Origin of the sequence: Celeribacter baekdonensis (assembly GCF_003047105.1) — a bacterium.
Lineage (GTDB): Bacteria > Pseudomonadota > Alphaproteobacteria > Rhodobacterales > Rhodobacteraceae > Celeribacter > Celeribacter baekdonensis_B.
In genome coordinates this window covers 2008584-2022753 of the sequence record NZ_CP028475.1, presented here as the reverse complement: position 1 = coordinate 2022753, position 14170 = coordinate 2008584, and the positions used below count along the sequence as shown (strand labels likewise).

Below are 14170 nucleotides of genomic sequence, written 5' to 3'. Positions count from 1 at the left end.
ATACGGCTCTGTAACTCCAACGTCGTGTGGTGCGCGGATCAACCATCGGGATTGGCCTCCGCGTCCAGTGGCAAGGCCGTCAACGGCGTATCTGGTAGGATCAACCCGCCCGGATCGCTGATCTGTTCGCTTTCATGGGTGCGTAGCACCCGCAGGTAATCCAGGCGCTCGTAATCTGCCGCCAAAATCACCCGCAAGCGCCGATCGGGGCCCATCGCGACCTGACCGATCAGCAAATCGGTTGGGAACACGCCGCCATCGCCCGAAGACACCACACGGTCGCCAGGGCGCACGAGTTCGGGGCTCTCGATAAAGTCCAAAGGCGGGCGGCTGGTGTTGTCGCCCGATAGAATGGCGCGTTGGCCCGAAGGTTGGATCGTAGCGGGCAGGCGCGAGTTGCTGTCGGTCAGCAGGATCACGCGCGAGGTGTTGGTGCCAACGCCCGAAATCCGCCCCACCAGCCCGATCCCGTCCATCGTCGCCCAGCCATCGCGAATGCCATCACGAGACCCGACGTTCAACAGCACGGATTGGCGAAAGGGCGAGCCCGAATCTGCCGTCACCACGCCGGTGACATAGGTGTATTTCGGGTCGATCCGAACATTGTTCAGGTCCAAAAGCTTGGCGTTTTTCTGTTCCAACTGTAGCGCGGCTTCTTTCCAAGCCTGCATTTGACGCAGCTCCCGCCGCAGTTCTTGGTTCTGGTCATAGATGCGTTGGTAGCTTTGGAAATTCTCAACCATGCCAACGGTTTTGGTCACGGGAACCAAAGCCCATTCGAAAGAAGGCACAAATTTATCAATGAGTTGAGCGCGCAGACGTTCGACGCGTGGGCTGTCGATCCGCCATAGGATGAACAGCCCAACAAGGCACAGCAAAAGAATCCCGACCAGCAAACGCCGGATCGGGCGGACATAGTCCTCTGAATTGCCTCTGTCTTTGGCCACGGTTCGCTCCCGACGTCTTCGTCACGGCTCAGCCGTAAAAAGGCTCTGCGCGCTCGCAGGGCTTAGCTGTCGTAATCAATAACGTGCCGGAGTTGTTTCTCAAATTCCAGCGCTTTGCCAGTCCCCAGCGCTACACAATTTAGTGGTTCGTCCGCGACCGAGATCGCCAAACCGGTCTGCTCGCGCAGCGCCAGATCCAAATCTCCGAGCAACGCCCCGCCACCTGTCAGCATCACGCCACGGTCGACAATGTCGGCGGCAAGATCGGGTGGGGTGGTCTCAAGCGCGGCCATCACGGCCTCGCAAATCTGTTGCACCGGCTCGGCCAAAGCTTCGGCCACCATTGCTTGGTTGATTTCGATCTCTTTCGGCACACCGTTGAGCAAATCACGCCCGCGGATGACCAAAACCGAACCACGTCCATCGTCAGGCATCCGCGCGGTGCCGATGGATGTTTTGATCCGCTCGGCGGTGCCTTCGCCGATCAAAAGGTTCTGTTGACGGCGCAGATAGGCGATGATGGCGTCATCCATCCGGTCGCCGCCGACGCGCACAGAGCGTGCATAAACGATGTCACCAAGGGACAACACGGCCACCTCGGTGGTGCCGCCGCCGATGTCGACAACCATGTTGCCGGTCGGATCGGTGATCGGCATGCCTGCGCCAATGGCGGCAGCAATCGGTTCGGCAATCAGACCGGCGCGGCGGGCACCTGCGGATAAAACGGATTGACGGATCGCGCGTTTTTCAACCGGGGTTGCGCCATGCGGCACACAGACAATGATTTTCGGCTTGGAAAAGGTGGTGCGTTTGTGAACTTTGCGGATGAAATGTTTGATCATTTCTTCGGCGGTGTCAAAATCGGCGATCACCCCGTCCCGCATCGGACGAATGGCTTCGATGGAGCCGGGGGTTTTCCCGAGCATGTGCTTGGCGTCTTCGCCCACGGCCAAAACCTGTTTGCGACCATCTTTGACGTGATAGGCGACCACGGAGGGTTCATTCAAAATGATCCCCTTGCCCTTCACATAGACCAGCGTGTTCGCTGTCCCCAAATCGATTGCCATATCTGAGGAGAAAATTCCGCCAAATCCCGCCATAGTGTCCCTGATGCCCCGTCGTCGTTCTAAAGGGGAGAATCCCCATGTCGGAGGACTTATAGAACCGTCATAGGCTTTGTAAAAGGGCGTGGTTGTCAGGCGGTGGCAAAGTCTCGCCACAGCCGACATAGGGGGGGCGCCACGTCTCACACGTGGCAGGCCGAAATGTTGGGTTTGTTTGCGTCCATTTACTTTTGAAGCATCATTCGGGGTATCTGTGCCCGATATGTGCATGTTGGTGGCGTGCGATATTTTTGGGCGTGCACAGCAATCTTCGTTACGGGCGCAGCAACACTTTGCCTTTGCGACCGGGAACCAAAGCGGCTTTGAGCGCATTTTGGATTTCGCTGAGCGGGAAAACCGCCTCTGTGTCGAGGGTCAATTTGCCCTGCACGGCCAATGACACCAGTTCAACAATGAGGCTGCGGCGCTTTTCTGGGTCCATCATTTCGGTGACTTTTGCGCCCCAAAATCCCTTGATCGTGATGTGTTTGGTGATCAGCGTCCCAGAGGACAGTTTGAGTGGTGCGCCTGTTGCGGTGCCGAAGGTGACCAAAAGCCCCTCCCATCCGAGCAAGGCGGTGAGGTCTTCGGCCAGATCGCCGCCAACGGAGTCGATGGCCGCGCGTGCGCAGGTGATCAGAGACCATGTGCGCGAACGCTTGGTGGCGACGAAAAAGGGGCGCGCCGAAGCGCACCCCAAAATCTCAACTGATGCGCAAAGGCGTCATCCGGCGTCGGTGTATTTCACCGTTTTGACGTCCGCATCGGGTGCGGATTTTTCGCGGCGCACCAACAGGCGATTGAGCGCGTTGACATAGGCTTTGGCCGAGGCCACCACCGTATCCGTATCCGCCGATTGGCCGGTGACGATTTTACCGGCCTCTTCCAAGCGTACAGACACGGTCGCCTGCGCGTCCGTGCCCTCGGTCACGGCGTGCACTTGATAGAGTTGCAGCCGCGCGGTGGTTGGAAACAGCTCTTTGATCGCCTTGAACGTGGCATCGACCGGCCCGTCGCCTTCGCAGGTTTTTTGATGCTCGACGCCGTCGATCTCCAAAATCAGATCGGCGGATTGCGGGGCTTGCGTGCCACAGATCACGCGCAGGAATTTCACCTTGATCCGTTCGTTTTGTTCGGCCGCACCAGAGTCACGCAAGAGCGCGATCAGGTCGTCGTCAAACACTTCTTTCTTGCGATCGGCGAGATCTTTGAACCGCACAAACACGTCTTTGAGTTGGTTGTCCGCCAGCGCAAACCCCATCTCGTCGAGTTTCGCGCGCAGTGCCGCGCGGCCCGAATGTTTGCCCAAAGGCAGCGACGTGCCCGCCAGACCGACGTCCTGTGGACGCATGATCTCAAAGGTTTCTTTGTTTTTCAGCATCCCGTCCTGGTGGATGCCGCTCTCATGGGCAAAGGCGTTTTTGCCGACGATGGCCTTGTTGTATTGCACCGGGAAACCCGACACCTGCGACACGCGGCGCGAGATGTTCATGATCTTGGTGGTGTCGATGCGGGTTTGATAGGGCATCACATCGTTGCGCACCTTGAGTGCCATGACGACCTCTTCAAGTGCGGTGTTGCCGGCCCGTTCGCCCAGACCGTTGATCGTGCATTCGATCTGGCGCGCCCCCGCTTCAACAGCGGCCAAGGCGTTGGCGGTCGCCATACCCAGATCGTTGTGGCAATGGGTGGCAAAGATGATTTCATCCGCGCCCGGCACACGTTCAAGCAACATGCGAATGATGTCCGAGCTTTCGCGCGGAATGGTGTAGCCGACAGTGTCGGGGATGTTGATCGTGGTTGCCCCCGCCTTGATCGCGATTTCCACGACGCGGCAGAGATAATCATGCTCGGTGCGGATCGCATCCATCGGTGACCATTGCACATCGTTGGTCAGATTGCGGGCATGGGTCACTGTGTCGTGGATTTTATTGGCCATCTCGTCCATCGACAGCCCAGTGATGTCGCGGTGCAACGGCGAGGTGCCGATAAAGGTGTGAATGCGGCCACGCGGCGCGTGTTTCACCGCGTCCCAGCAACGATCAATGTCATTCGTGCTGGCGCGGGCCAAACCACAGATCACCGAATTTTTCGCGTTCAGCGCAATGTCGCGCACCGCTTCAAAGTCGCCCTCAGAGGCAATCGGGAACCCGGCTTCGATGATGTCGACGCCCATTTCATCAAGCAGGCCAGCAATCTCGACCTTCTCATTGTGGCTCATTGTGGCTCCGGGGCTTTGTTCGCCGTCGCGCAGGGTCGTGTCGAAAATCAGGACGTGATCCTGTTTGGAAGTCTGGGTCATTTTGAAATCTTTCTCATAGTCCTCAACGCGTTTTGCGAAAACCTGGCTCACAGATTTTTGGAAAACGCCGTTCAACATTGCAATGTTGCAGGCCTTTTACACATAATCCGTGTCTCAAATGAATGGCAAAAGGCTTTAGCTGCGTGATCCGGCGCATTTGGTCACCTCTGAGCCTCGCGCCGAAGGCACGCTCAGAGGCAGCTAAGAAGAAGGAGGCCGCGACGAAAACCCGCGCAAAGGCGCAGGGGCTGGGCAGCGATCGCTGAAAGGATATGTGCCTGGTTCGTCATGGGGCTGACTATACGCGCCGCTGCGGCGTTGAAAACCCCAAAAATCGGTATTTTGGCAAAGGTGCCCGCAACAGGCGAGGATCATGCACGACCCCTCTTGGCGGATTTGGCTTTTTGATGTATTCAATTTTTTGAATACCAGTGCATACAACACCCGATAAAGCAAAGACTCAGATCAAGTCGGATCTTGTCAATCCGGTGTACACTGGAGCAAAGGCCGGACCCGCGCCCGGATCAAAGCGCTGCGGGAGAACATAAAGGGGAGACGATTATGGCGCATATTGTTGTGCTCGGAGCAGGCCTTGGGGGGACCATTCAGGCCTATGAATTGAAAGAAACCGTGGGAAAAGACGATAAGATCACGGTGATTTCCAACAAAAGCTATTTCCAATTTACGCCGTCAAACCCCTGGGCGGGTGTGGGCTGGCGCAAAAAGAAAGACCTGATCATCGAGCTTGAGCCGGTGATGAAAAAACGCGGGATTGATTTTATCTGCGATGGGGCTAAAAAGCTGATCCCGCAGGAAAATAAGATCATTTTGGACAGCGGCAAAGAGGTCACTTACGACTATCTTGTCTTGGCCACGGGCCCCGATCTGGCCTTTGACGAGATCGAAGGCTTCGGCCCCGAAGGCTTCACCCATTCCGTCTGTCACGTCGAACATGCCGAAGTGTCGGGCGACGGTTGGGATGCGTTTTGTGCCAATCCCGGTCCGATTGTCGTGGGTGCCGTTCAGGGCGCGTCCTGTTTTGGCCCGGCCTATGAATATGCCATGACGATAGACACCGACCTGCGCCGCCGCAAAGTGCGTGATCAGGTGCCGATGACCTTTGTCACGCCTGAACCCTATATCGGCCACCTTGGCCTTGGCGGGGTGGGCGACACTAAGGGGATGCTCGAATCCATCATGCGCGAACGTTCGATCCGCTGGATCACCAACGCCAAGGTGAACCGGTTTGAGGAGGGCAAAGTGTTCGTGACAGAGCATGACGAGGACGGCAAACCGAAGAAAGAGCATGAATTGCCGTTTAGCTATTCGATGCTTTTGCCGGCTTTCCGCGGCATCCCGGCGCTGATGGGGGTCGAGGGATTGGTCAATCCGCGCGGCTTTGTCATTGTCGACGATTTCCAACGCAACCCGACCTTCCCGAACATTTTCGGCATCGGCGTGTGCATCGCGATCGCACCGAAAGAGCCAACCGTTGTGCCAACAGGCGTGCCAAAAACCGGCTTCATGATCGAATCCATGGTCACCGCCACCGCGCATAATATCCCTCTGGTGATGGCGGGCAAAGAGCCGCAGAAACTCGCGACATGGAATGCGCTGTGTCTGGCCGATTTTGGCGATGGCGGGGCGGCGTTTTTGGCCATGCCGCAAAACCCACCGCGAAACGTCAACTGGGCGGCATCTGGCAAGTGGGTGCATTGGGCCAAGCTGGGCTTTGAATGGTACTTCATGCGCAAAGTCCGCAAGGGCGTTTCCGAGCCGTTCTATGAGCGGATGGTGATGAAAATGCTGAAAGTGAATAAGCTCAAGAACTGAGACCTGCGCCCTGTTTTGACCTGCCCCTTTCGACCTGCGTCGGAAGGGGTTTTCTTTTGACCAAACCGCGCCATCTTTAACGCATGTTTAAACATGCACTCATCCTTGGGGCTTCTGGCGGGATTGGCGGCGCGTTGGCCGCCCTGCTCACCGCACAGGACACCCCTGTCACCGCCCTCTCGCGCAGCCGCGACGGGTTTGATGTCACCGATCCGGCCTCGGTCGCGCATCATCTTGGGGCTTTCAAAGGCCCGTTTGATCTGATCATCCTAGCAACAGGAAAACTCGATGGGGCAGGGCTGCCGCCGGAGAAATCTCTGAAAGTGCTCAGTGCCGAGGCCATGGCGGATCAATTCGCCACCAATGCCATCGGTCCGGCATTGGTGCTGCGCGAACTGCCGCGGCTTTTGCCAAAGGACGCGCCCTCGACAGTGGCCGTCTTGACCGCACGGGTCGGGTCGATTTCTGACAATCATCTGGGTGGTTGGTACAGCTACCGTGCGGCGAAAGCGGCGGCGAACCAAGTGATCCGCACCGCGGCGATCGAAATGGCCCGCAGTCACAAACAGGCCTGTTTGATCGCCTATCACCCTGGCACGGTGGCCTCTGAGTTCACCAAAGACTACGCCCGCGACAAGCTATCGCCCGAGGGTGCGGCGGCGCAGTGCCTTGACCTGATGTCCCGCCTGAGCGCGGCTCAAACGGGTCGGTTTTATGACTGGAAGGGCGACGAAGTGCCTTGGTGAGTTACTCGGAGGCAGGTGTTTCAGCCGGGGTGTCCGCGGTGTCAGGCGTCGTGGCGGGCGTGTCCTCAGACACCAAAACGCCATCGACCCAATCGCCCGAGGATTTGCGGCCATCGGCATAGGTGATCGTGCCGCGCCCGTTGGATTTTCCAGCCACAAACAGCCCTTCATAGACATCGCCATTGGCATAGGTTGCCACACCACGCCCCTGAATTTCGCCCCCTACCCATTCGCCAGTATAGGTGAACCCTGAGGGCAAGGTGGTCGTGCCCATGCCTTCGCGTTTGCCGGCAACGTAATCGCCCTCATAGACCGTACCATCGGCATAGGTGGCGCGGCCTTTGCCCTGGCGTTGGCCTTCGACCCAATCGCCCTCATACACAAAGCCATCGACATAGGTCATTTTGCCTTTGCCGTGGTTTTTCAAGTTCTTGAACGCCCCTTCATAGACAAGCCCATTGGCATAGCGCACCACACCTTCGCCGTCGATCACGCCATATTGCCACTGACCCTCATAGGTGGTGCCATTGGGATAGGTGATCTTGCCGATGCCATGCGACAGGTCATCCAAGAAATCGCCCACGTAAACGGAGCCATCCGGGTAGGTCACCTGACCCTTGCCTTCAATGCGCCCGTCGATCCATTGGCCGGTGTATAGATAGCCGTCCGAGCCGGTGAACACACCTTGGCCGTGGCGTTTGTCATCATCAAAGTCGCCCTCGTAGACATCGCCATTGGCATAGGTCACGCGGCCTTTGCCCTGACGTTTGCCGCCGACCAGATCGCCCACATAAATATCGCCATTTGGCTGGGTGATCGTGCCCGTGCCGTTGCATTGATTGTCGACCCAGTCACAATCGAGGATCAGCCCGTCCTGAGTGGTCAAAACACCTTTGCCATGGCGGGTGTCGCGCGACATTTCGCCCTCATAGGTTGCGCCTTCGGGATAGGTGATTTTGCCCCGGCCCTCTTTGGCGCCATTGACCCAACCGCCCTCATAGACATAGCCGGAGGGGCTTTCCATCCGGCCCTGACCATGCAGCTTGGCGGCCAAAAAGCCGCCCTCGTATTTCACGCCATTGGCATAGACCGCGACGCCGGACCCTGTGGCCTCACCATTGACCCAATCGCCTTCATAAGTGCCGCCATCGGCATAGGTGATTTTGCCAAACCCATGTGGTTTGCCTTTCTCGAACGCCCCCTCATAGACCGATCCATCGGTGAACCGCGCGAGGCCTTGGCCTTTGATTTCGCCCTTCACCCATTCGCCGGTGTATTCATAGCCATTGGGCAGACGGTAGGTGCCAACGCCGTCTTGTTGGCCATCGGTAAAGGTGCCTTCGTAGATGCCGCCCTCTTCAAATTGGTGGGTGACCACTTTGCCATTGTCCTGAGCCAGAGCTGTCATCGGCATCCATGCCGCCAAAGCCATCAGACTCGTCAGGCCCATCAGGGGGGGCGCGAAACGCTTGCGTGTCACTGTGTTGTCCTCATCCCAGTCATGCTGGTCCGTCATATGGGTGGTGGTCCATGGGCCGATCGCCGCACAGCCCTGCGCGCCAAGTTGATTTATCCCAACTCACGCCGCGCGGTCACGCGCAGCCTAAGGATAAGCGCAGGCCTCTTCAAATGTTTTTGCCCCAATCGGCTTTCCCTTGCCGGTCTTTCTGCTAAACCCAAAGGCAAGGCCAACGGGTCCGGCCCAAAGGCATGGCCCAACGGCACGCAGAGACAGGACCCGTGAGTATGACCGAGACATTCCGCCTGAGCATGGCGCAACTCAACCCGACCGTGGGCGCGATCGCCGCCAATGCCGAGAAAGTGCGCACAGCCTACGGCGTGGCGAAAGCCGCCAAGGCGGATATGATCGCCTTTCCCGAACTGTTCCTGATCGGCTATCAGCCACAGGATTTGGTGATGAAGCCAATCCTTGTGAACACCGCTATGGCGATGATGGAAGAACTCGCCGCGCTGACGCTGGATGGCCCGGCCATTGGCCTGGGCGCGCCTTATGCCTATGGGGATGCGCTGTATAACGGCTATTGGATTTTGGCGGAGGGGCGTGTCAAACAGGTTTTGCGCAAACATCACCTGCCGAATTTCAACGTGTTTGACGAAAAGCGCTTGTTCGCCGAAGGTCCGATTGAGGGGCCTTACGCGATCAACCTTTTGCGGATTGGTTCGCCGATTTGCGAAGACGCCTGGCACGAAGACGTTGCCGAGGCGCAGGTGGAAAGCGGGGCGCAAATCCTGTTGGTGCCCAACGGGTCGCCCTATTTTCGCAACAAATTCGATGTGCGCCTGACCCATATGGTGTCCCGCGTCACCGAAAATGATGTGCCTCTGGTCTATCTCAACATGGTCGGCGGGCAGGATGATCAGGTGTTTGATGGCGGCTCTTTCGTGCTCAATCGCCACGGTCGCCCGGCCCATATCCTGCCAGTGTTTGATGAATGCATCCGCCATGTCGATTTCACCCTCACAGAGGGGCAATGGACCGCCGAAGAGGGCGAGATTGTCCATCATCCTGACGCGTGGGAACAAGATTACCGGGTCATGGTCGAGGGCTTGCGCGACTATCTTGGCAAGACCGGGTTTAACAAGGTGGTATTGGGGCTGTCTGGCGGGATTGATAGCGCGATTGTGGCCACCATCGCCACGGATGCCATTGGGGCCGAAAACGTCCATTGCGTGATGCTGCCGTCCGAATACACCTCGCAAGGCTCGCTGGATGATGCCAAAGACATCGCCACCCGTTTGGGCTGTCGCTATGATTTTGTGCCGATCAAGGCGGGGCGGGACGCGATCACCGATACGCTTGCGCCGATCTTTGGCGATCTGCCGTTTGACACCACCGAAGAGAACATTCAATCGCGTCTGCGGGGGCTGTTGCTGATGGCGATGTCCAACAAATTCGGCTCTATGTTGTTGACGACAGGCAATAAATCCGAAGTCGCGGTGGGCTATTGCACGATCTATGGCGACATGAACGGCGGCTATAACCCGATCAAAGATCTCTACAAAACCCGTGTGTTTGAGCAATGCCGTTGGCGCAATGCCACTCACCGGCCTTGGATGAAAGGCCCTGAAGGCGAGGTCATTCCGGTGGCGACTATTGATAAACCGCCCTCAGCCGAGCTGCGTCCCGATCAGCGCGATGACGACAGCCTGCCGCCCTATGAGGTCTTGGACGCGATCCTCGAAGGTCTGGTGGATCATGAGGAATCGGTGGCCGATCTGGTGGCAAAGGGCTTTGATCGCGCCACGGTGAAACGGGTCGAACACCTGCTCTATATTTCCGAGTATAAACGCTTTCAATCCGCCCCCGGTCCGCGCCTGACGCTCAAGGCATTTTGGCTTGATCGCCGCTACCCGATTGCCAATGGCTGGCGTGATCCAAGCTAAACGGTATCGCCGAAAATCGGAGACTGGTTTGAGTGAAAACGTCGTGCCACATATCAATAGTGCGCGCAGTGTGATCGCCCCGCCGCTTTAGAGAGGATTAAGGCTTTACGCCCACCGCCTCAACGCCTATGACCGCGACTTTCTGATGAAGGAGCGCGTCATGGATCTCACCGTTGGTCTCGATTTCGGCACGTCCAACTCCGCCGTCGGCGTGGCGGTGAACGGGCAGCCGTGGCTGGTCGAACTTGAACCCGGTGAAAAGACGCTTCCGACGGCGGTGTTCTTTGATCCGCGTGGTGGGATGCGTCTTGGTTCTGCCGCCAATCGCGCCCTGATTGACGGCGACGAGGGGCGCTATATGCGGGCGCTCAAATCCGTTCTGGGCACGCCTTTGCTGCGCGAAACCCGGCCCATTGGCGGTAAACGGCAAAGCCTTTTGGATGTGATTGCGCTGTTCCTGCGTGACTTGCGTTTGCGCACCGAAGATCAGCTTCGCAACCCGGTCACAGGTGTTGTGTCGGGCCGCCCGGTGCATTTTCATTCCCGCGACGCCGCGATGGATGCCCAAGCCGAACGCGATTTGCGCGAGGCTTATACCATGGCCGGATTTTCCGACATTCGCTTTTTGCCCGAACCCGAAGCGGCGGCGTTGTCCGCCCGCGATTTGGCGGCCGGGGAGATCGGCTTGGTGGTCGATATCGGCGGCGGTACGTCCGACTTCACGCTGTTTCGCAAAGAAAATGGCCACGCCGAGGTCCTTGCCTCCCATGGGATTCGATTGGGCGGCACGCATTTTGACCGCGCGCTCAGCCTGCGCCATGCCATGCCCTTGCTCGGTGCCGGGACCGAAGTCCGCCGCGCCTTGGCGGAGGGGCGTTTGCCAGTGCCTGCAAGCCTCTTTAACGATCTGGCGACTTGGCAAAAAATCCCGTTTCTCTACACCCGCGACACCCTGTCTTTGGCGCGTGATCTGGCTCGTCATGCGGTTGAACCGGAAAAATTGGCGCGTCTGATCGAGGTGCTTGAGGCAGAACTGGGCCATGACATCGCCTTTGCCGTTGAAGCGGCCAAGATCGGTGCCAATGGCGGGGCGGACGCGGCCGTGAATCTGTCATTGGTAGAAAAAGGTCTGTCTGCGCCGCTCACGCCTGCCGATTTGGCGACCTGTTTGGCGGGCAACCGGGCCGAGTTATCGGAGGCGGTCCGTGACACGCTGGCGCTGGCAGGGTTGGCGCCCGAGGCGATCGGGGCGGTGGTTTACGTTGGCGGATCGAGCCTGATGGATGTGGTGGCGCGCGCGACCGAAGAGGTCCTGCCACAGGCGCGCGCCTTGCGCGGCGAGGCCTTTACCGCCGTCATCGACGGGCTGGCCTTGGCCTCATCCGCAGAGGTGCGCCAAAGCGCTTAAACCTCGACCAAGACACAGCCGGGCAAGAGCCGCATCACATCTTGGGCCGAACAGAGCTGTGTGCCCGCCGTCAGCACCGCTGCCGAGGCGGCAGAGGTGCCAAAACACAGCGCCTGTTGGAACGTATCGCCTCGCGTCAATGCCATGGAAAACGCGCCAACAAAACTGTCGCCCGCACCCACGGCAGAGACAACATCCGCCGGATCAATCGCGCGCGAGGCGTGCCAGCGCCCCGATGCATTGACCAAGGTTGATCCGTCCGATCCCCGCGCCACGATGACATTCTCGGCCACGCCGCGTTCGACCAAGGTCTGCGCAAAATCTGCGGTGTCTGTGCGGGTCGGCAACGCACGGCCTGCGAGGTCTTCGGCCTCAACATCATCCATCCGCAACACATAGGGATTGGCCGGGTGTTGCACCAATTCGTGCAAAGGCGCGCCCGAAGTATCGACAAAAAGCTGAATTCCATGGGCCGAGAGGCGACGGGAGAGGCGCGCGGTGTAATCAACCGGTACACCGGGGGGCTGCGAGCCGGAGAGCACCACGATCCCGCCCACGGTGGCCGCGGCGGCGATGGCATTGAGCGATTCGTCCACCATGTCGTGGTTCCATGAGGGCCCGGGCATGACAAAGCGGTACTGTTCGCCGGAGGCTTGGTCGGTGATCGCCATAGATTGCCGAGTCGCGCCGCCGGAGACCGAAAACGCGGTAAACCGGACGCCTTCCTCGGCCAAAAGTCGCAACAAAAGCGCCCCTGTTTCGCCACCTACGGCTGTGAAGGCCGTGCTTTCTCCGCCCAAAAACCGGATCGCGCGTGACACATTGATGCCGCCGCCGCCGGGGTCCGCCTCGGGGGGGTGCAGCGCAATTTCGGGCCGGGGGTTACAGAGGCCGCACTGGAGGACAGGTCCACAGTTGGGTTGAGTGTGATCGTCAGGATCTGTGCCATTTGCGTCTCCAATACCAAGCGAGTCACATTTTACGCCACTCTACATGTGGTAGCGTTAACATCTTTGATGCAGGTCACGAACAGCGATTTTTCTTCAATTTTTCTACAAGCTGCGGGCAACAATTAAGCGGAAAGTAATCTGTGGGCGTCAGAAAGCGGCAAGGCGTGCGATGCATGTCGTATTTTTTAATCTTTAGGGAGACGCAAAATGGTTCCTGCTGCAACTGATCCGCGCTGGCAGCGCGTTTTGACCACGGAGGGCGATCTTGCAAGCGCTAGCCTCGCCACAAAAATTCTGATCACCCGCCTGCGGCGCGAGGTGCGCAATGCGCCCGCCGCCATTCAGGAAAAAATTGGCGAACTGCGTGCCTATTTTGAGAAAAACGCCTTTGCCCAAGCCGATTTTGCGGCATTTTGAGAGGATAACAACATGAAGAACACCATGATGTCTGTGGCGGAAGCCACGCGCAAAATCAATGAGGGTGCGGTGCTGCTTTTGGCAGGGTCGGAAGAGGCTTTGTCCCAGTTGCCTAAAGGCAAATGGATTGGCGGCACTTCGGTCTATTTCGTGACCGAAGAGGGCGGCAAAGTGGATCGCGAAAATGTCTTCGTGACCGAACTCGATCATGCCACCGATGCGCGCGCCGTGATCTACGCCGGGGACGATCTGGCCAACCTGTCGATGAACCGCTTTGACAATGGCTTGTCGATGATTTTGATCCCGGCCTTTTCTCAGGCGCATTCCGAATTTGCCATCAAAGGCGCGGAGTTTCCGGGGATTTTCGATCAGCCGCTTTTGGGCTGGATCACCGGTGTGCATTTGGATGATCTTGGCTCCAAGACCCCCAAAATTTTTGATGGAGCAACCGGCGCCTCCTTTGAAGAAGGCGCTGCGGTGCTTCATGTTGAGATGCCTGCGGGTTACGTCGCCGATATTGGCATTTTGAACCTGTTCCAGCCTGACACCGAGGCGGATCTGATCACCTTCTCCGAGAACGGTTTCGGCGCAAAGACCGCATCCGTGAATGGAGAGGTCGTGGATTTTGCCGCCTATTTGACTGAAAACGGCATCAACACCAAACTGCCTTTGGTGGCCAATTACGCGGGCGCTATGGTGAACGTATCGTTCCAAACGGTGGATGCCGAAAAAGGCGTGGCCTTCTACGCGCCGGTTGTCGCCGGGGCGGAATATCACATTGCCAAGCCGACGGGCGACTATGTCGCAAACTTTGCTGCGCAGGTTGAGGGCGATGGGGCCGATGAATTGTCCTGTAACTGCATCCTAAACTATCTATATGGCGAGCTTGAGGGCAAAACCACGGGCACGTTTACCGGGCCTGCGACCTTTGGTGAGATCGCCTATATCCTGCTCAATCAAACGATGGTGCGCGTGGGCGTTCAGCCTGTGGCACAAAGCGCCGTAGCCTGAAGTTAAGTCTAACAATGGCCGCAGAATCGTCTTTGCGGCCATTGTTTC

At 58.1% G+C, this 14170-nt stretch carries 11 protein-coding genes and 1 pseudogene; 6 read left to right on the top strand and 6 right to left on the bottom strand.

Features of this window, described 5'->3' with window-relative positions; all coding sequences use genetic code 11:
- Positions 1 to 38: 38 nt before the first annotated feature.
- The 4 genes from mreC to DA792_RS13475 all read right to left on the bottom strand — a co-directional run bounded on the left by mreC (position 39) and on the right by DA792_RS13475 (position 4352).
- A complete protein-coding gene (gene mreC, locus DA792_RS13490; protein ID WP_107720388.1) occupies positions 39 to 947 on the bottom strand; it encodes a rod shape-determining protein MreC in 909 nt (302 codons plus the stop codon).
- A gap of 62 nt (positions 948 to 1009) precedes the next feature.
- Positions 1010 to 2047, bottom strand: coding sequence for a rod shape-determining protein (locus DA792_RS13485; RefSeq protein ID WP_009573877.1), 1038 nt, complete (start codon positions 2045 to 2047; stop codon positions 1010 to 1012).
- A 277-nt stretch (positions 2048 to 2324) separates the two neighbouring features.
- Positions 2325 to 2750 carry a hypothetical protein gene (locus DA792_RS13480; RefSeq protein ID WP_107720387.1) on the bottom strand — a complete coding sequence of 142 codons (426 nt, stop codon included), beginning with the start codon at positions 2748 to 2750 and terminating at the stop codon, positions 2325 to 2327.
- A gap of 24 nt (positions 2751 to 2774) precedes the next feature.
- Complete coding sequence (locus tag DA792_RS13475; protein ID WP_107722704.1) at positions 2775 to 4352, bottom strand: 2-isopropylmalate synthase; 1578 nt, start codon at positions 4350 to 4352, stop codon at positions 2775 to 2777.
- Positions 4353 to 4913: 561 nt separating this feature from the next.
- Here DA792_RS13475 and DA792_RS13470 point away from each other — a divergent pair.
- Together DA792_RS13470 and DA792_RS13465 are read left to right on the top strand one after the other, a co-directional pair.
- Positions 4914 to 6185: an NAD(P)/FAD-dependent oxidoreductase gene (locus tag DA792_RS13470; RefSeq protein ID WP_107720386.1), complete on the top strand. Its 1272-nt coding sequence runs from the start codon at positions 4914 to 4916 to the stop codon at positions 6183 to 6185.
- A gap of 83 nt (positions 6186 to 6268) precedes the next feature.
- The gene (locus tag DA792_RS13465) at positions 6269 to 6931 is read left to right on the top strand and encodes an SDR family NAD(P)-dependent oxidoreductase (RefSeq protein ID WP_107720385.1); all 663 of its coding nucleotides are present in this window, start codon (positions 6269 to 6271) and stop codon (positions 6929 to 6931) included.
- A 1-nt stretch (position 6932) separates the two neighbouring features.
- Here the strand turns inward: DA792_RS13465 and DA792_RS13460 are convergent, their stop codons facing one another.
- Positions 6933 to 8381 (bottom strand): 2-isopropylmalate synthase, encoded by a 1449-nt coding sequence (locus DA792_RS13460; protein WP_199908191.1) that lies wholly within the window; start codon positions 8379 to 8381, stop codon positions 6933 to 6935.
- Positions 8382 to 8677: 296 nt separating this feature from the next.
- On the opposite strand from DA792_RS13460, the gene DA792_RS13455 reads away from it, so the two are divergent.
- Both DA792_RS13455 and DA792_RS13450 read left to right on the top strand, forming a co-directional pair.
- Positions 8678 to 10336: an NAD+ synthase gene (locus tag DA792_RS13455; RefSeq protein WP_107720384.1), complete on the top strand. Its 1659-nt coding sequence runs from the start codon at positions 8678 to 8680 to the stop codon at positions 10334 to 10336.
- Positions 10337 to 10496: 160 nt separating this feature from the next.
- The gene (locus DA792_RS13450) at positions 10497 to 11744 is read left to right on the top strand and encodes an Hsp70 family protein (RefSeq protein WP_107720383.1); all 1248 of its coding nucleotides are present in this window, start codon (positions 10497 to 10499) and stop codon (positions 11742 to 11744) included.
- Here the strand turns inward: DA792_RS13450 and DA792_RS13445 are convergent.
- Positions 11741 to 12693, bottom strand: a pseudogene (locus DA792_RS13445) (1-phosphofructokinase family hexose kinase). The gene DA792_RS13450 and the pseudogene DA792_RS13445 sit on opposite strands and share 4 nt — an antisense overlap.
- 208 nt (positions 12694 to 12901) lie before the next feature.
- On the opposite strand from DA792_RS13445, the gene DA792_RS13440 reads away from it, so the two are divergent.
- Together DA792_RS13440 and DA792_RS13435 are read left to right on the top strand one after the other, a co-directional pair.
- Positions 12902 to 13111 (top strand): hypothetical protein, encoded by a 210-nt coding sequence (locus tag DA792_RS13440; RefSeq protein WP_107720382.1) that lies wholly within the window; start codon positions 12902 to 12904, stop codon positions 13109 to 13111.
- 12 nt (positions 13112 to 13123) lie between these two features.
- Positions 13124 to 14122 (top strand): DUF6976 family protein, encoded by a 999-nt coding sequence (locus DA792_RS13435; RefSeq protein WP_107720381.1) that lies wholly within the window; start codon positions 13124 to 13126, stop codon positions 14120 to 14122.
- Positions 14123 to 14170 lie beyond the last annotated feature (48 nt).

Bases quoted from the DNA above. Each gene is read 5' to 3' on its own strand.
- DA792_RS13440 (WP_107720382.1), top strand. From the start codon at position 12,902: ATGGTTCCTGCTGCAACTGATCCGCGCTGGCAGCGCGTTTTGACCACG.
- DA792_RS13460 (WP_199908191.1), bottom strand. From the start codon at position 8,381: ATGGGCCTGACGAGTCTGATGGCTTTGGCGGCATGGATGCCGATGACA.
- DA792_RS13435 (WP_107720381.1), top strand. From the start codon at position 13,124: ATGAAGAACACCATGATGTCTGTGGCGGAAGCCACGCGCAAAATCAAT.
- DA792_RS13475 (WP_107722704.1), bottom strand. From the start codon at position 4,352: ATGACCCAGACTTCCAAACAGGATCACGTCCTGATTTTCGACACGACC.
- DA792_RS13485 (WP_009573877.1), bottom strand. From the start codon at position 2,047: ATGGCGGGATTTGGCGGAATTTTCTCCTCAGATATGGCAATCGATTTG.
- DA792_RS13455 (WP_107720384.1), top strand. From the start codon at position 8,678: ATGACCGAGACATTCCGCCTGAGCATGGCGCAACTCAACCCGACCGTG.
- DA792_RS13470 (WP_107720386.1), top strand. From the start codon at position 4,914: ATGGCGCATATTGTTGTGCTCGGAGCAGGCCTTGGGGGGACCATTCAG.
- DA792_RS13465 (WP_107720385.1), top strand. From the start codon at position 6,269: ATGTTTAAACATGCACTCATCCTTGGGGCTTCTGGCGGGATTGGCGGC.
- DA792_RS13450 (WP_107720383.1), top strand. From the start codon at position 10,497: ATGGATCTCACCGTTGGTCTCGATTTCGGCACGTCCAACTCCGCCGTC.